21 protein-coding genes are annotated in these 20,991 nt (G+C 72.1%); 4 read left to right on the top strand and 17 right to left on the bottom strand.

Translation table 11 applies throughout. The annotated features are described in order from the left end of the window. The 15 genes from ACV530_RS20920 to ACV530_RS20850 all read right to left on the bottom strand — a co-directional run. A partial coding sequence (locus ACV530_RS20920) for a flavodoxin-dependent (E)-4-hydroxy-3-methylbut-2-enyl-diphosphate synthase (protein ID WP_494334094.1) occupies window positions 1-171 on the bottom strand: 171 nt, incomplete at its 3' end. Window positions 172-173: 2 nt separating this feature from the next. Next, window positions 174-1,196 (bottom strand): adenosyl-hopene transferase HpnH, encoded by a 1,023-nt coding sequence (gene hpnH, locus ACV530_RS20915; RefSeq protein WP_494334086.1) that lies wholly within the window; start codon window positions 1,194-1,196, stop codon window positions 174-176. A gap of 5 nt (window positions 1,197-1,201) precedes the next feature. Next, complete coding sequence (locus ACV530_RS20910; protein WP_494334085.1) at window positions 1,202-1,849, bottom strand: phosphorylase family protein; 648 nt, start codon at window positions 1,847-1,849, stop codon at window positions 1,202-1,204. After that, window positions 1,849-3,804 carry a squalene--hopene cyclase gene (gene shc / locus ACV530_RS20905; protein ID WP_494334084.1) on the bottom strand — a complete coding sequence of 652 codons (1,956 nt, stop codon included), beginning with the start codon at window positions 3,802-3,804 and terminating at the stop codon, window positions 1,849-1,851. Before shc ends, ACV530_RS20910 begins: the two co-directional genes overlap by 1 nt. Window positions 3,805-3,919: 115 nt before the next feature. Continuing rightward, on the bottom strand, window positions 3,920-5,011 hold the full coding sequence (locus tag ACV530_RS20900; protein ID WP_494334083.1) for a polyprenyl synthetase family protein: 1,092 nt from the start codon (window positions 5,009-5,011) through the stop codon (window positions 3,920-3,922). A gap of 58 nt (window positions 5,012-5,069) precedes the next feature. Further along, on the bottom strand, window positions 5,070-6,524 hold the full coding sequence (gene hpnE / locus ACV530_RS20895) for a hydroxysqualene dehydroxylase HpnE (RefSeq protein WP_494334082.1): 1,455 nt from the start codon (window positions 6,522-6,524) through the stop codon (window positions 5,070-5,072). Window positions 6,525-6,630: 106 nt separating this feature from the next. Then, on the bottom strand, window positions 6,631-7,581 hold the full coding sequence (gene hpnD, locus ACV530_RS20890; protein ID WP_494334081.1) for a presqualene diphosphate synthase HpnD: 951 nt from the start codon (window positions 7,579-7,581) through the stop codon (window positions 6,631-6,633). Then, a complete protein-coding gene (hpnC, locus tag ACV530_RS20885; protein WP_494334093.1) occupies window positions 7,578-8,444 on the bottom strand; it encodes a squalene synthase HpnC in 867 nt (288 codons plus the stop codon). Before hpnC ends, hpnD begins: the two co-directional genes overlap by 4 nt. A 365-nt stretch (window positions 8,445-8,809) precedes the next feature. Next, entirely contained in the window at window positions 8,810-9,589 is a 780-nt protein-coding gene (locus tag ACV530_RS20880; RefSeq protein WP_494334080.1) for an ABC transporter ATP-binding protein, read from the bottom strand. Further along, entirely contained in the window at window positions 9,582-10,526 is a 945-nt protein-coding gene (locus ACV530_RS20875; protein WP_494334079.1) for an ABC transporter permease, read from the bottom strand. The genes ACV530_RS20880 and ACV530_RS20875 overlap by 8 nt, the downstream gene beginning before the upstream one ends. 78 nt (window positions 10,527-10,604) lie before the next feature. Beyond that, window positions 10,605-11,501, bottom strand: coding sequence for a glycosyltransferase family 2 protein (locus ACV530_RS20870; protein ID WP_494334078.1), 897 nt, complete (start codon window positions 11,499-11,501; stop codon window positions 10,605-10,607). Then, a complete protein-coding gene (locus ACV530_RS20865; protein ID WP_494334077.1) occupies window positions 11,498-12,277 on the bottom strand; it encodes a CDP-alcohol phosphatidyltransferase family protein in 780 nt (259 codons plus the stop codon). The genes ACV530_RS20870 and ACV530_RS20865 overlap by 4 nt, the downstream gene beginning before the upstream one ends. Next, on the bottom strand, window positions 12,255-13,316 hold the full coding sequence (locus tag ACV530_RS20860) for an iron-containing alcohol dehydrogenase family protein (protein ID WP_494334076.1): 1,062 nt from the start codon (window positions 13,314-13,316) through the stop codon (window positions 12,255-12,257). Before ACV530_RS20860 ends, ACV530_RS20865 begins: the two co-directional genes overlap by 23 nt. Then, on the bottom strand, window positions 13,304-14,056 hold the full coding sequence (locus ACV530_RS20855; protein ID WP_494334075.1) for a phosphocholine cytidylyltransferase family protein: 753 nt from the start codon (window positions 14,054-14,056) through the stop codon (window positions 13,304-13,306). The genes ACV530_RS20860 and ACV530_RS20855 overlap by 13 nt, the downstream gene beginning before the upstream one ends. After that, complete coding sequence (locus tag ACV530_RS20850; RefSeq protein WP_494334092.1) at window positions 14,053-15,819, bottom strand: DUF5941 domain-containing protein; 1,767 nt, start codon at window positions 15,817-15,819, stop codon at window positions 14,053-14,055. The genes ACV530_RS20855 and ACV530_RS20850 overlap by 4 nt, the downstream gene beginning before the upstream one ends. Window positions 15,820-16,115: 296 nt before the next feature. Here ACV530_RS20850 and galE point away from each other — a divergent pair, with 296 nt between their 5' ends. The 3 genes from galE to idi all read left to right on the top strand — a co-directional run bounded on the left by galE (window position 16,116) and on the right by idi (window position 18,860). After that, window positions 16,116-17,102, top strand: a complete 987-nt coding sequence (gene galE, locus ACV530_RS20845; protein ID WP_494334074.1) for a UDP-glucose 4-epimerase GalE — start codon at window positions 16,116-16,118, stop codon at window positions 17,100-17,102. Window positions 17,103-17,214: 112 nt separating this feature from the next. Beyond that, the gene (locus ACV530_RS20840) at window positions 17,215-18,153 is read left to right on the top strand and encodes a cation diffusion facilitator family transporter (RefSeq protein WP_494334073.1); all 939 of its coding nucleotides are present in this window, start codon (window positions 17,215-17,217) and stop codon (window positions 18,151-18,153) included. 95 nt (window positions 18,154-18,248) lie between these two features. Next, entirely contained in the window at window positions 18,249-18,860 is a 612-nt protein-coding gene (idi, locus tag ACV530_RS20835; protein WP_494334072.1) for an isopentenyl-diphosphate Delta-isomerase, read from the top strand. Here idi and ACV530_RS20830 read toward each other — a convergent pair. Continuing rightward, window positions 18,835-19,332, bottom strand: a complete 498-nt coding sequence (locus ACV530_RS20830) for an ATP-binding protein (RefSeq protein WP_494334071.1) — start codon at window positions 19,330-19,332, stop codon at window positions 18,835-18,837. The genes idi and ACV530_RS20830 overlap by 26 nt on opposite strands. A 245-nt stretch (window positions 19,333-19,577) precedes the next feature. Here ACV530_RS20830 and ACV530_RS20825 point away from each other — a divergent pair, with 245 nt between their 5' ends. After that, window positions 19,578-20,333 carry an enoyl-CoA hydratase/isomerase family protein gene (locus ACV530_RS20825; RefSeq protein ID WP_494334070.1) on the top strand — a complete coding sequence of 252 codons (756 nt, stop codon included), beginning with the start codon at window positions 19,578-19,580 and terminating at the stop codon, window positions 20,331-20,333. On the opposite strand, the gene ACV530_RS20820 is transcribed toward ACV530_RS20825, so the two are convergent. Further along, complete coding sequence (locus ACV530_RS20820; RefSeq protein ID WP_494334069.1) at window positions 20,330-20,959, bottom strand: DJ-1/PfpI family protein; 630 nt, start codon at window positions 20,957-20,959, stop codon at window positions 20,330-20,332. The two genes, ACV530_RS20825 and ACV530_RS20820, sit on opposite strands and share 4 nt — an antisense overlap. Window positions 20,960-20,991 lie beyond the last annotated feature (32 nt).

Here is a 20,991-nt window from a genome sequence, read left to right as displayed (position 1 = left end):
CTGCTGCAACGTCGCACCAATGTCCGACGTACGCGTCGTCGTCATCGACTGCACCGACACCGGCGCGTCCCCGCCCACCGCCACCGAACCGACCTGGATCCTGCGGCTGACCCTGCGGTCGGCGAGCGGACGGGCGGGGACGCCGGGGAGACCGAGCGCTACGGTCCCCATCGTCAGCCCCGGTTTCCCGCGACGGTCTCGCGGGCGGCGCGCAGCGACTCCTTGAGCGAGCCCATGGTGGCCAGGACGGCCGTGGGCTCGTAGCCGCAGTGCGCCATGCAGTTGGCGCACCGCGGGTCCTTGCCCCGCCCGTACTTGTCCCAGTCGGTGTCCTCGACCAGTTCCCGGTAGGTCGGCACATAGCCGTCGCTCATCAGGTAGCAGGGGCGCTGCCAGCCGAAGAGCGAGTAGTTGGGAATGGCCCATGCGGTGCACGGGAAGTCGGCCTTGCCCTCGAGGAAGTCGAGGAAGAGCGGGCTGTGGTTGAGCCGCCAGCGCTGCCGGTTGCCGCCGGCGAAGGCCTTGCGGAACAGCTCCCGGGTCTGCTCGACACCGAGGAAGTGCTCCTGGTCCGGGGCCTTCTCGTAGGCGTAGGCGGGCGAGATCATCATCTCGTCCACCTTCAGGTCGTCGTTGAGGAAATTCAGGACCTCGACGATGGTCTGGGGGGTGTCGGTGTTGAAGAAGGTGGAATTGGTGGTGACCCGGAAGCCCTGCCGCTTGGCCTCCTTGATCGCCTCCACCGCCTCGTCGAAGACACCTTCCTTCGCGACGGATTCGTCGTGCCGCTCGCGCATCCCGTCGATGTGCACGGCGAACGCGAAATACGGCGAGGGCTTGAACTTCTCCATCTTCTTGCGCATGAGCAAAGCGTTGGTGCACAGGAAGACGTATTTCCGCCTGGCCACCAACTGCCGGACGATCTCATCGATCTGGGGATGCATCAGCGGCTCACCGCCCGCGATGGACACCATCGGCGCACCCGACTCCAGCACCGCACCCACCGCCTGGGCAACCGGCATGCGCTGCTTGAGCACTCCCGCCGGGTGCTGGATCTTGCCGCAGCCCTCGCACTTGAGGTTGCAGGCGAAAAGCGGCTCGAGCTCCACGATGAGCGGGAACTTGTCCCGCTTGCGCAGCTTCTGTTCAAAGAGATATGTACCGATCCGGATGGACTGACGGAGCGGCATGGCCATCTGGCTCACCTCCTGGGGAGCAGCAAAGAACGGTGCCATTCAAAAAAGGCGGGCAGGACGGTGCGGAGCACACGGAATGCCGATATTCCACCCCGCAGTGTCCCGATCCGGACGAGTTCATGTTCTGGAGCGTCCACGACCACTCGTACGGCCGCAACAGGGCGCGGACCGGCGCGCACGGCGCTTCGGAGCGTGGCGGCGGACTCCATGTCCACGGCGAGTGCGCCCGCGGCGTGCAGCGCGGCACGTTCCGCGCCGCGCACCACATGGCCGGAGCCGACCAGCGGGCCGGTGTGGATGGCGCGGCCGGGTACGGCCCGGGCGAGCTCCTTGCCGAGCAGCTCGATGCCGGCGCACTCGGTGCGCCCTTCCCGGTCGCGGGTCTCGTTGGCGACGACGAGGTCCCCGGGGTGCATTCCGGGGGCCAGGCCGGCGCAGAAGCCGGTGGCGATCACGGCCGTGTCGGCCGCGGCACCGCCGGTGAGGGCCAGGGTCACGGCACGGTCCGCGGCCTGCGGGCCCATGCCGGTGCGCAGCACGGTCACGGGGCCCGCCGCACCGCCGAGGCCGCCGCGCAGGGCGAGGCGCTCGATGCCGAGCGCGCAGGCGATCAGCAGCGGGGCGGGGGCGGGGGTACCCGTGCCGGGTGTCATCAGGCCTCCCGGTGGCCGGTGGCGAAGGGTTCTCCGTGCAGGTAGCGGCCGAGCGCGGTGAGCGGGAAGACCTGGCGGTACAGGTGGTAGTTGATGGAGAAGTCCCAGGGGAACCCGGTGCCGGTGAAGTGGGGTTCGTCCCAGGAACCGTCCTCGCGCTGGGTGTCGGCGAGCCGGCCGATGCCCCGGGTGACGGCCGCGCTCTCCCGCTCCCCCGCGGCGAGCAGGCCCATCAGGGCCCAGGCCGTCTGCGAGGCGGTCGAGGTGCCGCGCCCGATCCACGCGGGGTCCCGGTACGAGCGCAGGTCCTCGCCCCAGCCGCCGTCGGTGTTCTGGACGCTCTCCAGCCAGGCGACGGCCCGGCGGATCGCCGGGTGGGAGGCCGGGATCCCCGCGGCGACGAGGGCGGGGAGCACCGAGCCGGTGCCGTAGACGTAGTTGACGCCCCAGCGGCCGAACCAGGCGCCGCTCTCCTCCTGTTCGGCCAGCAGCCACTCGATGCCGCGCCGGGTTCGCGGGTCGTGCTGTTTGCCGAGCACGGCCAGCGCCTCGACCACGTGCGCGGTGACGTCGGCCGACGGCGGGTCGATCACCTCGCCGAAGTCGCAGAAGGGCAGCCTGTTGGGGAACGGGCTGGTGTTGTCGGCGTCGAAGGCTCCCCACGCGCCGTTCTTCGACTGCATGCCCACGGTCCAGCGCATCGCGCGCTCGACGGCCGCCTCGAGCCGCCGGGGCTGGGGGTGCTCGACGCGCCGCAGCGCGAGCACGACCTCGGCGGTGTCGTCGATGTCGGGGTAGTTGTCGTTGTGGAACTCGAACGCCCAGCCGCCCGGCGCCAGTTGGGGCCGTCGCACGGTCCAGTCTCCGGGGCGGGAGATCTGCTCGTCCAGCATCCAGTCGGCCGCCTTGACCAGCGCCGGATGGTCGGGACGCACCCCGGCGTCGGCGAGGGCGATGGTGGCGAGGCAGGTGTCCCAGACGGGCGACTGGCAGGCCTCGATCATGCGGACGGGCTCGCCGTCGGCGTCCTCGCGCCAGACGGCGAAACGGTCCAGCGACCTGAGACCCTCGCGCAGCACCGGGTGGTCCAGGTCGTAGCCGAGCAGGTGCAGGGCGATGACCGAGTAGACGGCGGGCGGCTGGATGCCGCCCCAGCAGCCGTCGTTCTCCTGCCGCTCGACGATCCAGCGCGCGGCGGAGTTCAGCGCCGCCCGGCGCAGGGGGGCGACGGGGAACCGGTGGTAGAGGTGCAGGGCCGCGTCGACGCGCTGGAAGAAGCCGTCCCAGGTGTGCGCCGGGGCCTGCGGGCGCGGCGGGTCGGGGCGGCGCGGGTCGGTGTGCAGCTCGTCCAGGGCGAAGGGCGCGGGCCGTACGGGCCGCAGGGCCGAGACGATGGTGAGCGGCACGATCGTCTGCCGGGCCCACTGGCCGAAGTCGTAGATGTTGAGCGGGAACCACTTCGGCACGTACATGATCTCGGGCGGCAGCTCGGGGAGAGCCTCCCACCGCCACCAGCCGAAGAGTGCCAGCCAGATCCGGGTGAAGACCCGGGAGGCGGCGATGCCGCCCTGTCCGCGGATCCAGGCCGCGGCGGCGGCCATGTGCTTCTCGTCGGCCGCGTCCCCGGCGAGCCGCAGGGCCGCGTACGCCTCGACGGTGGCCGACAGGTCGCCGGGGCCGCCGTGGAAGGTGGCCCAGGTGCCGTCGGGGAGCTGCTCCGCCCGCAGATGGCGGGCGGCGGCTCGGGTGGTGCGCTCGTCCAGGATGCCGAGGAACTGGCGCAGGAGCAGATCCTCGGCGTCCATGGTGACGTTCGTCTCCAGGTCGCCCTTCCACCAGCCCTGTGGGTCCTGGCGGGAAAGCAGGTGCTCGATGGCGCGGGCGCCGGCCCGCTCGGCGGCTTCGCGCACCGCCGCCGTCGCGGCGGGCGCGGTTCCGTCGGTAGTCGCTGTCATTGGCTTCCCCTATTGCAGTGAGTTGCTTCTCTGCCGTACGTGGGGGTTCCGTCGGCCGGCGCCGAGCGAGCGCGCCGGCCGGCGACCGCGAAGGATCAGTCCGGTTGGGTAATCATCATCTCTTTCGTACTACAACGAAGTCTGCGAGTGCGACGAGCTGCGCCCTCACCGTCGATGGAATGTCAACTCCGTCGAGCACCTCGATCGCGGTGGTGTGCTGACGGCGGGCCTCCTGGGAGGTCCATTCCCGGCCACCGGCCTCCTCGATCAGCGCCGCACGGCTGGCGAACTCCTCCTCGTCGAAGTCCGCGAGCTGGGCGTCGGTCAGCTTGGCGTCGTCGGCGAGGATCCCGGCGAGCCGCTCGGAGGCGGGGCCGCCCGCCGCGAGCGCGGCCACGACCGGCAGGGACTTCTTGCGCTGCCGCAGATCGCTCCAGGTCTGCTTGCCGGTGGCCTCCGGGTCGCCCCAGATGCCCAGCAGGTCGTCGACGGCCTGGAAGGCGAGGCCGAGGTGGTAGCCGTAGGCCTCCAGCACGTCGGCCGTACGGTCGTCCGCGCCGCCGAGCACCGCGCCGATGGAGACGGCGCAGGCCAGCAGGGCGCCGGTCTTGTTGCCCTCCATCTCCAGGCATTCCTCGACCGTGACGCGCTCGCGGTGCTCGTAGGAGATGTCCTGGGCCTGGCCGTCGATGAGCTTGCGGGTGGCAATCGTCAGCCGGCGGGTCGCCCGCGCGGCCTCGGCCGTGCCCAGCTCCAGCAGCACCTCGTTCGCGAGCGCGAAGAGCGCGTCGCCGACGAGGATGGCCTGGGCCGGTCCGTACAGCTTCCACACGGTGTCGCGGTGGCGGCGCTGCTCGTCACCGTCCATCAGGTCGTCGTGCAGCAGCGAGAAGTTGTGCACGAGCTCCACCGCCACCGCACCGGGCACCCCCACCTCCGGTGCCGCGCCCGCCGCCTCGGCGGACAGCAGGGCGAGGGCGGGACGGACGGCCTTGCCGCTGTCGCCGTGTGCCGGCCGCCCCTCGGCGTCGATCCAGCCGAAGTGGTAGGCGGCGACGGTGTCCATGGGTGCCGCGAGTCTGTCCACGGCAGCGCGCAGCACCGGCGTGGCCAGCGTCCGTCCGCGCTCCAGCAGGGCGGCAACGCCCCCGGTGTCGCAAGCTGGGATCGCCGAAGTCACGGTCTCTCCTCTGGTGATCGTGCTCACGTGCGCTCCGCCGTCGGAACGCACGCCCTGATGGCTCGTGTTGTCGAGCCGTCTCGTCTCATGCCGCCTCCCGCAGGGGATGGCGGTACGGCCGGCCGAGCCCGGAGAGTGCCGCGCCGGCGGCGGTCAGCCCGCTGCGCACGGCGCCCTCCATGGTCGCGGGCCAGCCGGTGGCGGTCCACGCACCGGCCAGGAACAGGCCGGGCGCGTTCGTGCGGGCGCCCGGCCGCAGCCGGCCGACGCCCGGGGTGGGGGCGAACGTCGCCGTACGCTCCCGGGTCACGAAGAAGTCCCGTACGCCCGCGCCGCGTGCCGCGGGCAACAGCCGCGCCAGCTCGGGCAGATAGCGCTCGCGCAGCTCGGCGACGGGCCGGTCGATGTCGTCCTGCGCGGCCGACTGGGAAACGGCCAGGTACTGGCCGCCGCCCCGCGCGGCCAGCCCCGAGGAGTCCGTGCGGTCGAAGACCCACTGGACGGGGCTGCCGAGCGCCGTGAAGAACGGCCGGCGCAGGACCTTGCGGTCGTAGACGACGTGCAGGTTGAGGATCGGCGCGGTGTCGATGCCGAGCAACTGCCCGGGGTCGTCGAGCGCCCCCTCCGGCAGCAGGCCGTGGGTCTCGCGCTGGGGCACGGCGAGGACGACCGCGTCGGCGTCGAGCCGCTCGGTGCCGCCCGCCCCGGCCTCGGTGACGACGTGCCAGCCGCCCTCCGCGCCGCGGGTGATGCCGGTGACCCTGGTGCGCAGCGCGACGCGCACCCCGGCCGCGTCGAACGCGGCACGGGCGCGGGTGTCGTGCAGCTCCCCCAGCGGCACCCGGGCCCAGCCGATGTCGGCGGCGCCGGGGTCGGAGAGCAGGCCGGTCTTGAAGACCATGGCGGCCAGGCCCAGCGAGGCCCGGTCGGCGGTGGCGTTGAGGGTGGCGACGCCGACGAGGTCCCACAGCGCCTCGACCGTACGGGCCGACTGGCCGTTGCGGCGCAGCCAGCCCCCGAAGTCCACGTCGTCCAGCGCCGGGTCGGCGAGGTCGAGCTTCTTCAGCGCGAGCGCGGCACGCCCGACCGTGAGCCGCTCGGCGGGCGACAGGTGCGGGTAGGTGGCCAGGCTCGCCGCGAGGTGCAGCGGCACGGGCAGCGCGCTGCGGCGCAGCCGTCCGAGCCGCGGGCGGCCGGACGGGTGACCGACGTCCAGGACGGGCACGTCGAGCCGGTCCTGGAGCGGGGCCAGGTGATGCGCGTCGACCCGGTCGAGGAACCACCGGTAGGCGGCGCAGCAGCGCAGGTAGACGTGCTGCCCGTTGTCGACCGTCAGCTCCCCGCGGCGGAAGGAGAACGCGAGCCCGCCCAGCCGCGGGCGGCCCTCGACCAGGGTGACCCGCACCCCGGCATCGGCGAGCTCGAGCGCCGCCGTGATGCCCGCGAGCCCGCCCCCGATCACCACCGCGGCCGCCCCGACGGGGCGGCCTGCCGTATCCGTACGGAGCCGGTCGGGCCGGGCCGTCGGTTGTGCCGTCATGCTCCCACCCCCTCGGCTGCTGTCAGGGACGCGTCGATCGGGCGGAGGGTTGCACCTTCCGCGGCGTGACGAGTCGCACACCGGCGGCCGGTGCGGGCGAGGGCCATCAAGCGCGCCCCCTGGCGGTCTGCCGGTGGACGCAGCGCGCGTCGTATCCGGACAGGCCGCGCACGGCCACCAGCGCCTTCTCGTGCCCGGGGAGGGAGACCCGGCCGCGCAGCACCGCCTGCGGGTCCTCGGCGATGCGCTCCAGGAGCCTGCGGTAGATGCCGGACATGGCGGCGACGCACGCACCGCTGCGCCGGTCGAGCATCGGCAGCAGCCGCATGCCCTCGGCGAACAGCGCCCGGGCCCGCCGGACCTCGAACGCCACCAGGCCGGTGAAGTCCGCGCCCATGGCCGGCACCGCCGACCGGAAGCCGTCGGAGCAGCCGAACTTGGCGAGGTCGTCGGAGGGCAGGTAGGTACGGCCGTTGGCCGCGTCCTCGCGGACGTCGCGCAGGATGTTGGTGAGCTGCAGCGCCAGGCCGAGCGTGTCCGCGTACTCCGCGGCACGCTCGGTGTCCCTGGCCCCGGGCACGGTGCCGAAGATCCCGAGCGAGAGCCGGCCGATGGACCCCGCGACACAGCGGCAGTACAAGGCGAGGTCGTCCCACGTCTCGTACGTCTGGCCACGAACGTCCATCTGGACGCCGTCGATCAGTTCGTCGAGCGCGCCGAGCGGAATGGGAAAGCGCCGAGCGGCATGCGCGAGCGCGACGGCCACCGGGTCGGTGTCGTCCTCGTCGATGCCGCCGTCCCTTATCCGGCCGAGCAGCGCGCGCGCCTCCTCCAGCCGCAGCCGCTTGGCCTCGGCGTCCAGCGGTCCGTCGCCGATGTCGTCGATCCGCCGCGAGAAGGCGTACAGCGCCGACATCGCCCGTCGTCTGGCGATCGGCAGCAGTCTGATGCCATAGCTGAAGTTGCCGGCCTGTTGTCCGGTGACGGCCTCGCAGTAGCTGTACGCAGCGAGTACCGGCGCGGACGCGTGTGGCGTTCCGGTCACGGTCCCGCTCACCCCTCTCTTCGCAGTGTCGCCCCCACCTCGCGCAGCAGGCTGAGCTTGGTGGGCTTGGGCGGTCCGGGGAGTACGTCGTGTCCCACGGCGGCAATGGCTCTGAGCGCGGCTCTCCCCCCGCCCACGAACCCCGCGAGCAACAGCTTCAGCCTGCCGTGGACGCTACCCACCAGGGGGGTGCCTTCATTCAGCAGGTGCCGGGCGCGTTCCGCCTCGTACGCGACCAGGGCACGCACCGACGCGTTACCGGTGGGGCGCGCGAGGTCGGCCTCGGTCACCCGGAAGCGGGCCATGTCCTCGGCGGGGAGGTAGACGCGGTCGCGTCCGAGGTCCTCGGAGACGTCCTGAAGGTGTTCGACGATCTGCAGAGCCGTGCAGACCGCGTCCGAGCGGCGGATCCGCTCGGGGCTGGCGGTTCCGGTGATGCCGAGGACGAGCCGGCCCACCGGGTTCGCGGACAGCTCGCAGTAGCCGAGCAGGTCGTCGTAGCTGTCGTAGCGGCGTACGTGCTGGTCCCGGCGGTTGGCCTCGATGAGACCGAGGAACGGCTCGGGAGTCAGGCCGCAGCGGCGTACGGTCGGCCGCAGCCGCCGCAACAAGGGGTGGCGCGGGCCCGTGCCGGAGGAGTCGAAGACCCGGTGCAGGTCGGCCTCGAACGCGTCGAGCATGGCGAGCCGGTCGCCCGACTGCTCGCGGTCGAGCCCCAGCAGCTCCGCGTCGCGTCCCCCGGGGGCCAGATCGCCGTCGCCGATGTCGTCGACGAGGCGGGCGTAACCGTAGACGGCCATCAGATCGTTACGCCAAGCGCGCGGCACGAAGAAGGGCGCGACGGGGAAGTTCTCGTGCGCGGCCTTGTCGAGCACGGCACGCGCGTGCGCGTCCGTCCCCGCGGTCACCGCGGGCTGCCCGGACCAAAGACGGTGTACGCGCCTCTGATCTGGAGAGTTCCCGTACCCATTGCCGTCACATCTCCCGTTCTACACTGCCGACCCAGAACATCCTATTTCGGACACGCCGCAGCGCGACCCGGCCTGACGGCTCCCCCTCGAGCCACCCCCTGCGCCCCGTCCCCCGGGGCACGGACACCATCCGGCGCCACGCGCTCCGCCTCGAAGCACGCTACAGCGTACGCCGTACAACTATCCGACGTCCGCCCGGGCTCCGCTTGATCCGTCGCCTTCCCGACACGCCGGAGGCCCCCGCCGGATGTCCGGCGAGGGCCTCGTGGTCAGCGGGCCGTCTCCTTCTCGTAGGCCCGGACGACCTCGTCCGTCGGACCGTCCATCATCAGCTCACCACGCTCGAGCCACAGGACCCGGTTGCAGGTGTCGCGGATGGACCTGTTGTTGTGGCTGACAAGGAACACGGTGCCCGCCTGCTCTCGCAGTTCGCGCACGCGCTCCTCGGAGCGCTTCTGGAACGCCCGGTCGCCGGTGGCCAGCGCCTCGTCGATCATCAGCACGTCGTGGTCCTTGGCCGCCGCGATGGAGAACCGCAGGCGGGCCGCCATGCCGGAGGAGTACGTGCGCATGGGCAGCGTGACGAAGTCGCCCTTCTCGTTGATGCCCGAGAAGTCGACGATGTCCTGGTAGCGGTCGCGGATCTCCTCGCGGGACATGCCCATGGCCAGACCGCCGAGGATGACGTTTCTCTCGCCGGTGAGGTCGTTCATCATCGCCGCGTTGACGCCCAGCAGCGAGGGCTGGCCGTCGGTGTAGACCTTGCCGCGCTCGGTCGGCAGCAGTCCGGCGACGGCCTTGAGGAGCGTGGACTTGCCGGAGCCGTTGGAGCCGATGAGGCCGATGGCCTCGCCTCGGTACGCGGTGAAGCTCACACCCTTGACCGCGTGCACCTCGCGCACACCGGCGCCCGGCGTGCGGCGGATGATGCGGTTGAGGGCGGCGGTGGCACTGCCACGGCCGGTGTTGCCGCCGTAGACGCGGTAGACGATGTGGACGTCGTCGGCGATGACGGTGGGGATGCGTTCGTTGTTCTTCTGCTCAGCCACGGCCGTACTGCTCCTCAGCCTTCCAGAAGTAGATGAAGCCGCCGATGCCCAGGACGAGCGCCCAGCCGATGGCCAGGGGCCACACGTGGTGCGGCAGCGGGGCGCCCTTGACATGGCCCATCAGCGCGAAGCGCATCAGGTCGATGTAGACGGCCGCCGGGTTGGCGCTGATCACGTCGATGAGCGCGGGCGAGGCCTTCATCCGGCGCAGGTTGTCGATCAGCGGGTACATGACGCCCGACAGGTACATCCAGGTGCGCAGCACGAACGGCAGCAGCTGGGCCAGGTCGGGGGTCTTGCTGCCCAGGCGCGCCAGGATCATCGCCAGGCCGGTGTTGAAGATGAGCTGCAGCACCAGCACCGGGAGGACCATCAGCCAGGAGATCCGGGGCATGTGCCCGCAGCCGGCCATGATGGCCAGCAGGACCACCATCGAGTACAGCAGCTGCTGGAGCTGCTGGAGCCCGAAGGAGATCGGCAGCGCCGCCCTGGGGAAGTGCAGGGCACGCACCAGGCCGAGGTTGCCGGAGATCGCCCGGACACCGGCCATGCACGAGCTCTGGGTGAAGGTGAAGACGAAAACGCCGGTCACGAGGAACGGGATGAACGACTTGGGGGTGCCGTCCCCGACGTGCCGCTTGCTGTCCATCAGCACGCCGAAGATGAGGTAGTACACCGCGGCGTTCAGCAGCGGCGTGGCCACCTGCCAGATCTGACCCAGCTTGGCCTGGCTGTACTGAGCGGTCAGCTTCGCCCGGGAGAAGGCCAGGATGAAGTGGCGCCGGGCCCACAGCTGCCGGGCGTACTCCGGCAGCGAGGGCCGGGCACCGCTGACCGCCAGGCCGTACTTCCCGGCCAGCTCGGCAGCCGTCAGACCGCCGTCGGGTGATGGCGGGGCGCTCACCGCGACCGCACTGTCGTGCGTTGTCTCGCTCACAGTTGACACTTTCGTCCTCTAGGTACGCCGCCTGGGACCGGGGCCCGGCGGCGCCCGGTGCTCTCAGACACGAGCTTGTCAGATCACGGGCGGGCGACCCAGTCGGGTCAGGCGCCAAACGGTACGCCACTTCATCGGGCGCCGTGGACCGCACGGCGTTGACCAGCCTTCCTTGAAGCCGCCGAACCACGCGCGCAGCGCGGGCATCGAGGGCCGGCGCAGCAGGGTCAGCAGCAGCCACACCCCGAGATAGGCGGGAACCAGCGGCGCGGGAAGGTTGCGGCGGGCGAGCCAGACTCGGTTGCGGGCGACCATCCGATGGTAGACGGCATGGCGGCTGGGCGACGTCGTCGGATGGTAGAGCACCAGGTCCGAGCGGTAGTCGATCATCCAGCCCGCGTCGAGCGCCCGCCAGGCGAGGTCGGTCTCCTCGTGCGCGTAGAAGAAGTCGTCCGGCAGCCCGCCGACCTCGGCGAAGACCCGGGTGCGGGCGGCGTTGGCGCCGCCCAGGAAGGTCGTCACGCGCGAGGAGCGCATCGGGTCGGAGGCGCGCAGCCGCGGCACGTGGCGGCGCTGGGTGACGCCGGTGTCGGGGTCGGCGATGCGGAAGCTGATGATGCCGAGCTCCCGGTCGGCGGCGAACGCCTCCCGGCAGAGCAGGGCCGTCTCCTTGTTCGGCAGCAGCCCGTCGTCATCGAGGAACAGCAGGATGTCGACGTCGCGCCCGGTCGGGCCGAAGGCCTCGATGCCGACGTTGCGGCCGGCCGGGATGCCCACGTTCTCGGGCAGCTCGACGGTCCGTACGGTCAGGCCCTCCACGGAGAGCGGGGGCAGCGGGGAGCCGTTGCCGACGACGACGACCTCGATGGGGTCGCCGGTCTGCCCGGCGACCGACTCCAGCAGGGCGCGCAGCTCGTCGGGGCGGTTGCCCATGGTGAGGACGACCGCGCCGACCTTCAGGTCCGCGGCGTTCATCGCAGCCTGCTCGAGGCGAGGATGGACACCAGGTGCAGCAGGGTCTGCAGCACGGCGATGCCGGCGAGCACGGCGGTGCCGAGCCGGGTGAAGAACAGGTCCCCCCTGGCCGCGTCGACGATCGCGAGCAGCAGGATCAGCAGGGACGCCTCGATCCCGAGGATCAGCCGGTGGAACTTCAGCGCGGCGGCGGCCTTGCGGGCCAGCGCCATGCCGGAGGACCGCGGCTCGGCGGCGGACTCCTTGACCACCGGCAGGCCGGCCTGGTGGCGGGCGACGCCCACGAGGTCGGTCTCGGCCTTGATCAGGACGGCACCGAGTGCGGCGAGCGTGCCGAGGAAGGCCCACAGCCAGTCGATCCGGCCGCCGCCCCACAGGTCGGCGGCGCGCAGGCCCAGGCCCACCAGGACCGCGGCGTCGCACAGGTAGGCGCCGACCCGGTCCAGGTACACCCCGGACATCGAGTACTGCTTCTTCCAGCGGGCGATCTCGCCGTCGACGCAGTCCAGCAGCAGGTAGAGCTGGACCATGACCACGCCGAGCACAGCGCCCCAGATCCCCGGCACCAGCAGGGCCGGGGCCGCGAGGACGCCCGCGACGGTCATCAGATAGGTGAGCTGGTTGGGCGTGACCCTGGTGTTCACCAGGTGCCGGTCGATCCGCAGCGAGATCTCTCGCATGTAGAGGCGGCCGGCCCAGTGCTCACCGCTGCGCCGGTCCTTCACACCCTCGGGGTGGACGACCGGGCGCAGTTCAGCGACTGACGGTTTCTGCATAGTCGGCGTATGCGTCCCTGATCTGGTCGGTGGAGAGGTCGAGGTGCTCCAGGACGGTGTAGCGCCCGGGGCGGGTCTGCGGCGCGAACTCCACGGCGCGGACGAACTCGTCCACGGTGAAGCCGATGTCGCCGGGCAGGACCGGCAGTTGGTGCCGGCGCAGCACCTCGACCATGAGCGCGGACTCCTCGCGGGCACCGCGCAGGTACATCGCGAACGCGGCACCGAGACCGCACTGTTCGCCATGGGGCGCGGCACGCTTGGGGTAGAGCAGGTCGAAAGCGTGGTTGATCTCGTGGCAGGCGCCGGAGGCCGGACGGCTGTCGCCGGCGACGGACATCGAGATGCCGGTGAGGACGAGGCCCTCGGCGAGCACCTGGAGGAAGCCGTCGTCGTTCACATCGCCGGGGTGGCGCAGCACGGCCTCGCCGGCCTGGCGGGCCATGGCGGCGGCCAGTCCGTCGATCGCCTCGCCCGTGACGCGGTGGGACAGCTCCCAGTCCGCGACGGAGGAGATGTTCGAGATGGCGTCCCCGATGCCGGAGCGCACGAAGCGCACCGGTGCCTGGCGGATGACGTCGAGGTCGATGACGACCGCGATGGGGTTCGGCACGCCGTACGAGCCGCGGCCCGCGTCGTTGTCGAGCGTGGCCACGGGCGAGCACAGACCGTCGTGCGACAGGTTCGTCGCGACGGCGACCAGCGGCAGGCCGATGCGCGCGGCGGCGAACTTCGCACAGTCGATGATCTTGCCGCCGCCCAGGCCCACGACGGCGTCGTAGTGCCCGGACTTCATGGCGTCGGCCAGCTTGATCGCGTCATCCAGCGTGCCGCCGCCGACCTCGTACCACGAGGCGCCGGGCAGCGCCGGGGCGAGCCGCTCGCGCAGCGCCGCCCCGGAGCCGCCGCTGATCGCGACGGCGAGCTTGCCGGAGCTGGAGATCCGCTGGTCCGCGAGGACGTGGGCGAGATCGTTCAGGGCTCCGGCGCGGATGTCGACGACGACCGGCGAGGGGATGAGCCTCGTCAGTACTGGCACGCGATCTCCCGTCCCTTGGCGAGGTCGTCGTGGTTGTCGATCTCGACCCACTTGACGTCGCCGATGGGGGTCACGTCGACCTTGAAGCCGCGGTTGACGAGCTCCTGGTAGCCGTCCTCGTAGTAGAGGTCGGGGTCCTTCTCGAAGGTCGTCTTGAGGGCGTCGGCCAGCTCGGCGGCGGCCTCGGGCTCGATCAGGGTGACGCCGATGTACTCACCGGTCGCGGTGGCCGGGTCCATCAGCTTGGTGATCTTCTGGACGCCCTGGCCGTCCTCGACGATGACCTTCATCTCCTCGTCGGCGAGGTTCTTCACCGTGTCGAGGGCGAGGATGATCTTCTGGCCGTTGCCGCGGGCGGCGAGCAACGTCTTCTCGACGGAGACCGGGTGGACGGTGTCGCCGTTGGCGAGGATCACGCCGCGGGAGAGCACGTCACGGGCGCACCACAGGGAGTAGGCGTTGTTCCACTCCTCGGCCTTGTCGTTGTCGATCAGGGTGAGCTCGAGGCCGTACTTCGCCTCGAGCTCGGCCTGGCGCGCGTACACGGCCTCCTTGCGGTAGCCGACGACGATGGCGACCTCGGTCAGGCCGACCTCGGCGAAGTTGGCCAGGGTCAGGTCGAGGACGGTCGTCGCCCCCCCTTCCTTTTCAGGGCCTACCGGCACCAGAGCCTTGGGCAGGGTGTCGGTGTAGGGGCGCAGACGGCGTCCGGCGCCGGCTGCCAGCACGAGGCCGATCATGCGGGTTCTCCTGTTTCGTCGTGTACTGCGGGCGCCCCGGAGGACACCCAGAAGCGGATGCTCTCGAAGAGCACCGTCAGCGCGATGGCGGCCGCGAGGGCCGTCAACGCGATGGTGAAGCCTTGGCTGTGCCACAGGACGGCGGCGAGAGTGACCGCCAGGACCCGTCCCTCGTGCCCGCCGATCGCCCGCACCAGCCAGTGCGGGGGGGCGCCCGTTCCGCCGCGGATGCGGTAGACCGTGTCGTAGTGATGGTAGGCGACCGCGGCCACCAGGCCGAATGCGGCGGGGAGCGCACCGGGGGCGCCCGAGCGGGCGGCGAGGACGAGGACCGTCACGTACTCGGCCGCGCGGAAGACGGGCGGGACGAGCCAGTCGAGCGGGCCCGCCAGGGGCTTCGCGACGGCGAGCCCGGCGAAAACGGCGTAGATCACGGCGCCGAGGACCGGCCACCAGGTCGCGGCGGAGTGCCACCACAGCTGGGTCAGGAGCAGCCCGGTGCCCGCGAGGGCGAGAACGGGGGCGGTCACCGCGCCGCCGGGGCGCGGGAGCTTCGCCACGGCCTCGGCGAGCGGGCCGGAGTCGGCGAGGTCCGCGAGGGCTTGTACGGCCCGGGCCGTACGGCGGGCCTTGCGGGTCACCGAGCGGAGCACGCGGCCGGCCGTGGTGTAGCAGGCGGCGAACGCGCAGCCGATCAGCAGCACGACGAAGACGATGCGCGGGGTGGTGAGCGCCGTCAGTACGGCTATCAGGGCCCAGCGCTCGCCGATCGGCAGGATGATCATGCGGCGGGCCCAGACCGTCCAGCCGACGCTGTCCAGCCTGCCGGACAGGGCGGCGGTGGGGCTGGTGTTGGCGCTCGCGTCGTGATTCGCCTCGTTGAAGGAGAAGTCGACGACGTGTCGGCAGGTCTGCAGGACCATCGCGCCGAGCGCGAGGGCCCACACGTCGTCTCCGCCGCGGGCGGCGCCGAGCGCCAGGCCCGCGTAGTAGGCGTACTCCTTGGCCCGGTCGAAGGTCGCGTCGAGCCAGGCGCCGAGCGTCGAGTACTGGAGCGAGTAGCGGGCGAGCTGGCCGTCGGTGCAGTCGAGCACGAACGACGCGTAGAGCAGCACACCTGCCGCGACGAACCCGCCCCAGGTGCCGGTCGCCGCGCAGCCGGCCGCGATCAGCGCGGTGAGCAGCGACGCGGTGGTCACCTGGTTGGGGGTCAGGCCACGGCGCGCGCACCAGCGGGCGATGTAGCGGGAGTAGGTGCTGACGAAGAAGGTGGTGAAGAACCCGTCGCGGGACTTCACGGCGCTGCGCAGCCGTACGGCCTCGTCGTCGACGGCGGCGACCTCGGCCTCGGCCTCGGCCCGCGCCTCGGCGTCCGCGGGGACCTCGGCGACGAGCACGCCGAGCTCCGGGCGGTGGACGGCGACGCCCTCGGCCTCCAGGCGGGCGGCGAGCGCGTCGGGCAGGGCCTCCCCGCCGGAGGCGGCTCGCGTCAGCGCGGCTCGCGCCTCGGGCTGCGCGGCGAGCGCGCCCTGTACCGCGGCGGCGGGGAAGCGGGGGTCGGTCAGTGCCAGGCGCAGGGAGTGGAGGTGGCCGACGAAGCCGGGGTCGACCAGGGCCACCCGGCGGCCGGCCGGCACGGAGGCGAGCTCGGCGGTCACCGCGGCGGCGCCGGCGGCCGTGCGGACGTCGAAGCCCAGGGACCGCAGGTCGTCCTCGAGGGAGGAGCCGGCCGGCGGCGGACCGGTGAGGATGGCGGTCGACAGACGAACTCACTCCTTGGCTGCGGCTTCAAGGCGGGGGCGGGCCGCCTCGGGTCCGCAGGGCCCGGGCAGCGGGCGTGGCACGCGGGCACCGGGCGGCGTGCTGCACGTCGGCAGAGGCTATCGGATCACTGAACGGCACCGATCACCGCGCTTCCCTCCACCCACTGGACGTCCGGGCCGCGCGGGTGGTTCCGGCGTACCGGGCGGCCCCGCGCGGCCCCAGCATGGCGGACCGGCGGCCCGGGGGACAAAACGGGTCCTGTCGGCCGGCAGACCGGCTGGTCTAGGGTGCCGTCATGACATGGCTGATCACAGGTGGTGCCGGATACATCGGAGCGCACGTGGCGTGGTCCATGCAGGCGGCCGGGGAGCGAGTGGCCGTCCTGGACGATTTGTCCTCCGGGGACGCCGGGCGGCTGCCCGCGGACGTGCCGCTGGTACGGGGCTCGGTGCAGGACCGTTCCGTCCTCGACCGCGCGTTCGGCGAGCTCGGGGTGACGGGTGTGGTGCACCTCGCGGCGAAGAAGCAGGTCGGGGAGTCGGTCGAGCAGCCCCTGCTGTACTACCGCGAGAACGTGCACGGGCTGACCGTGCTGCTCGAGGCGGCCGTCGCGGGGGGCGTCGGCAATTTCGTCTTCTCCTCCTCCGCGGCCGTCTACGGGATGCCGGACGTGGACCTCGTCACCGAGGAGACCCCGTGCGCGCCGATCAACCCCTACGGCGAGACCAAGCTGGCCGGCGAGTGGCTCGTCCGGGCGGCAGGGGCCGCGTACGGCCTGCGCACCGCGTGCCTGCGCTATTTCAACGTGGCGGGCGCGGCCCGGCCCGAGCTGGCCGACACCGGTGTGTTCAACATCATCCCGATGATGTTCGACCGGATCACCCGGGGTGAGCGCCCGCGCATCTTCGGCGACGACTACGACACCCCCGACGGCACCTGCGTCCGCGACTACATCCACGTCGAGGACCTCGCCGGCGCGCATCTGGCCGCCGCCCGCACGCTCGCCGCGCGGCCGGAGCCGGGCGATCTGACGCTGAACGTCGGCACCGGCCACGGGGTGTCCGTGCGCGAGATGGCGGAGCTGATCGGCGAGGTCACCGGCCGCGGTGACCTCGGGCCCGAGGTCGGTCCGCGCCGTCCGGGCGACCCGGCCCGTGTCGTGGCGTCGAACGAGCTGATCGGCAGGACGCTCGGCTGGAGCCCCCGCCACGATGCGCGCAGCATGGTCGCGTCGGCCTGGGAGGGCTGGAGTCTGCGGCCTGCGTCGACCGACGCCGCCTGAGCAGTCACCGCAGGTCAGAGGGGATGACAACGGTGTTCGTCGTCGCGTTGCCGGACACCTGGCGCCCGTAGTTCACTGGGCTCGGGACGGCTCGGCGATCGGGAGGCGGTTCATGGGCGCAGGGCACGACCACGGCCACTCGCACGGAGGACCCCCGCGCGGTACTGCGGCCATGGCCCACCGGGGCCGGCTGCGCATCGCGCTCGGCATCACCGTCACGGTGCTCCTCGCCCAGATCGCCGGCAGCGCGCTGACCGGTTCGCTCGCCCTGCTCGCCGAGGCCGGGCACATGGCGACGGACGCGGTCGGGGTGTCGATGGCGCTGGTGGCGATCCACTTCGCCAACCGGCCGGCGGGCGGGCAGCGCACCTACGGGTTCGCCCGCGCCGAGATCCTGGCCGCGCTGCTCAACTGCCTGCTGTTGCTGGGCGTCGGGGGCTACATCCTCGTCAAGGCGGTACAGCGGCTGGCCGCGCCCGTGGAGGTGCCGGGCGGCCTGACGGTCGTCTTCGGCGCCATCGGCGTGTGCGCCAACCTGATCTCGCTGTCCCTGCTGATGCGCGGCCAGAAGGAGAGCCTCAATGTGCGCGGGGCGTTCCTCGAGGTGCTCTCGGACGCGCTGGGCTCGCTGGCCGTGGTGATCTCCGCCCTGGTGATCATGACCACCGGCTGGACCCGCGCGGACCCCGTCGCTTCACTGCTCATCGGGCTGATGATCGTGCCCCGTACGCTCAAGCTGCTCCGCGAGGCGCTGGACGTGCTGCTGGAGGCGGCACCCCGGAATGTCGACATGGAGGAGGTACGGGCGCACATCACGGCGCTGCCGGGCGTGGCCGGGGTGCACGACCTGCATGTGTGGACGATCACATCGGGGATGCCGGTGCTGTCGGCGCACGTGGTGGTGGACCAGGAGCGGCTGGACGCGTCGGGGCACGAGAAGATGCTGCACGACCTCCAGGGCTGTCTCGGCGAGCACTTCGACGTGGAGCACTGCACCTTCCAGCTGGAGCCCGGCGGACACGCCGAGCACGAGGCGCGGCTCTGCCACTGATCCGGCCGGCGCCTCCCGTACGGGCCCGTCGGGCGTCGCGGCGCAGGCGGCGTACGGCAGACTTGGGGACCGAAGCCCCACACCGAGGATGGTCAATGCCGATCACATCAGCCGAGGGCCGCTCCGCCGGCTCCGCCACGGTTCCCGCCTCCGCCGACGCCGCTGAACCGATCATGCTGGAACTCGTCGACGAGGACGGCAGAACCATCGGAACCGCCGAGAAGGTCTCCGCGCACCTGGCTCCCGGCAGACTGCATCGCGCGTTCTCGGTCTTCCTCTTCGACGACCACGGCCGGCTGCTGCTCCAGCGCCGGGCGCTCGGCAAGTACCACTCCCCCGGTGTGTGGTCGAACACCTGCTGCGGCCACCCGTACCCCGGCGAGCCGCCGTTCGCCGCCGCCGCCCGGCGCACGGGCGAGGAGCTGGGCGTGGCGCCGGCGCTGATGCGCGAGGCGGGAACGGTGCGCTACAACCACCCCGACCCGGTGTCCGGCCTGGTGGAGCAGGAGTACAACCACCTCTTCGTCGGCACCGTGCGGGCCGCGCTCGACCCGGATCCGGAGGAGATCGAGGAGACCGCCTTCGTCACCCCGGCCGAGCTCGAGAAGCTGATGCGGGAAGTCCCCTTCTCGGCCTGGTTCTCCACGGTGCTGGACGCCGCACGGCCGGCCGTGCGCGAGGTCATCGGCTCCGCGGCGGGCTGGTAGCCGGCGACAGCGGCAGCGCCGCCCAGACCACCTTGCCGCCCGCCGGGGTGTGCTCGACGTCGCACGCCCCGCGTGCCTCGGCCACGACGGCGTGCACCAGCAGCAGCCCCCTGCCGCCGATCCGTTCCTCGTCCGCCGCGCGGGGGCGGGGGCGGCAGGGGTGGTCGTCCGCCACGGCCACCTTCAGCCACTCCGGGCCGATGGAGATCTCCACGACCACCTGGGGGGAGAGCAGCGCGGCGTGCTGCACGGCGTTGGTGACGAGCTCGGAGACGATCAGCAGCAGCCCGTCCAGCCGCTCCTCCGCCAGCTGCACCCGCTGACGGTCCAGCAGGTCGCGGACCGCGTGCCGCACCCCGGGCACGGAGGAGGGGAGCGCGGGCGCGGTGAGCCGCCAGGTGCCGTCGTACACGGCCGGCGGACGGGGAGGGGCCTGCCCTGGTTCGGGCGGGACGCTCCCGAGGATCTCCATCTCCGATACCAACCCCTCGCCGTGGCTCGACCACACAGGTCGAGTGTTGGGAATGGTGTACTCCGCCCCTGGCGACTGAACAGAAGTCAGCATGTATCGGCGTTATTTGATCGCGTACGTATGCCGCGGTCGCTCTCCCGACTGTTCCTGGCTGCCGCCCGGTTCGTTTGAACGGCCGATCGCCTGCCGGTACGGAAGATCATCCGAACCTCCGGACGCGGGCCGGCCCGGATAGCATCCGGCACATGGAGCCCGCACTGCACCTGCGCATCACCGATGCCACGGCAACCATCCGTATCGCCAACCCCGCCAAGCGGAACGCGATGACCCCGGACATGTGGCGGGCCCTGCCGCCGCTGCTCGAGCGGTGCGCCGCCGACCCGGCCGTCCGCGTCCTGGTGCTGACCGGCGAGGGCGACACCTTCTGCGCGGGCGCGGACATCACCACGCTGGCCGCCCCCGACGGCGGCGTGGCGGAACCCGGCCTCCCGGTCGCGGCCGAGGAGGCGCTCGCGGCGTTCCCCAAGCCGACGATCGCCGCCGTGCGCGGCCACTGCGTGGGCGGCGGCTGCCAGTTGGCCGCCGCCTGCGACCTGCGCTTCGCCGCGGAGGGCGCCGCCTTCGGGGTCACCCCGGCGCGGCTGGGGGTCGTCTACCCGCCGTCGTCGACGCGCCGGCTCGCGGCGCTGGTCGGGCCGGCGGCGGCCAAGTACCTGCTCTTCTCCGCCGAGTTGATCGACACCGACCGGGCGCTGCGCACGGGCCTGGTCGACGAGGTGTGGCCGGCGGACGCGCTGGACGCGCGGGTGGCCGGGTTCGCCCGGGTGCTGGCGTCGCGGTCCGCGCTGACCCAGGCGGCGGCGAAGGAGTTCATCACCGGCCCGGCGGATGCGGAGCGCGCCGCGTACTGGACCGGGGAGGCCCGCCGCAGCGGCGAGACCACGGAGGGGGTCGCCGCCTTCCTGGAGCGCAGGGCTCCGCGCTTCGGCTGGAGCGGCTAGACCTTGCCGCGTACGGCGCGCCACTCGGTGACGATGTCGGCCGGGGCCTTCTCCGGGGACCCCGCGTCGTAGGGCGGCTGGGGGTCGTACTCGACGATCAGCTGGATCGACTGGGCCGTACGGTCGCCGGCGATCCGGCCCGCGAGCAGGAGGCCCATGTCGATGCCGGAGGAGACCCCGGCGGCCGTGACGTACTTGCCGTCGATGACGACCCGTTCGTCCGCCGGCAGAGCGCCGTAGTCCGTGAGCTGCGGGCGGACCAGCCAGTGCGAGGTGGCCCGGCGGCCCGTGAGCAGCCCCGCCGCGCCCAGGATCAGGGAGCCGGAGCACACGGACGTCGTCCAGGCCGTCTGCCGGTCGGCCGCCCTCAGCCACGCGTGCAGCGGGCCGGGCTCCAGGGGGAGGTTCTGCTCGGGTCCGCCCGGCACGACGAGGACGTCGGGGCACGGCACGTCGTCGAACGAGGCGTCGGCGACGAGCGTGAGCGTGCCCTTGTCGTTGACGACCGGACCGGGCCGCTCGGCGACGAACACCGCCTCGGTGTCCGGGAGGCGGGCGAGCGTCTCGTACGGCCCGGTGGCGTCGAGGACGGTGAAGCCGGGGAAGAGGGGGATGGCGATCTGCACAACAGGCCTTTCTTGTCAGACGGTTTCAGGCA

The sequence above is a fragment of the Streptomyces sp. SX-6 genome (genome assembly GCF_059089585.1).
The sequence above is the reverse complement of the archived record's forward strand: the minus strand, read 5'-3'. Positions and strand labels throughout refer to the sequence as shown.

Coding starts and splice junctions, on each gene's coding strand:
- ACV530_RS20840 (WP_494334073.1), top strand. CDS start 17,215: ATGGGCGCAGGGCACGACCACGGCCACTCGCACGGAGGACCCCCGCGC.
- hpnH (WP_494334086.1), bottom strand. CDS start 1,196: ATGGCCATGCCGCTCCGTCAGTCCATCCGGATCGGTACATATCTCTTT.
- ACV530_RS20830 (WP_494334071.1), bottom strand. CDS start 19,332: ATGGAGATCCTCGGGAGCGTCCCGCCCGAACCAGGGCAGGCCCCTCCC.
- idi (WP_494334072.1), top strand. CDS start 18,249: ATGCCGATCACATCAGCCGAGGGCCGCTCCGCCGGCTCCGCCACGGTT.
- shc (WP_494334084.1), bottom strand. CDS start 3,804: ATGACAGCGACTACCGACGGAACCGCGCCCGCCGCGACGGCGGCGGTG.
- ACV530_RS20825 (WP_494334070.1), top strand. CDS start 19,578: ATGGAGCCCGCACTGCACCTGCGCATCACCGATGCCACGGCAACCATC.
- ACV530_RS20855 (WP_494334075.1), bottom strand. CDS start 14,056: ATGATCGGCCTCGTGCTGGCAGCCGGCGCCGGACGCCGTCTGCGCCCC.
- hpnE (WP_494334082.1), bottom strand. CDS start 6,524: ATGACGGCACAACCGACGGCCCGGCCCGACCGGCTCCGTACGGATACG.
- galE (WP_494334074.1), top strand. CDS start 16,116: ATGACATGGCTGATCACAGGTGGTGCCGGATACATCGGAGCGCACGTG.
- ACV530_RS20870 (WP_494334078.1), bottom strand. CDS start 11,501: ATGAACGCCGCGGACCTGAAGGTCGGCGCGGTCGTCCTCACCATGGGC.
- ACV530_RS20910 (WP_494334085.1), bottom strand. CDS start 1,849: ATGACACCCGGCACGGGTACCCCCGCCCCCGCCCCGCTGCTGATCGCC.
- ACV530_RS20865 (WP_494334077.1), bottom strand. CDS start 12,277: ATGCAGAAACCGTCAGTCGCTGAACTGCGCCCGGTCGTCCACCCCGAG.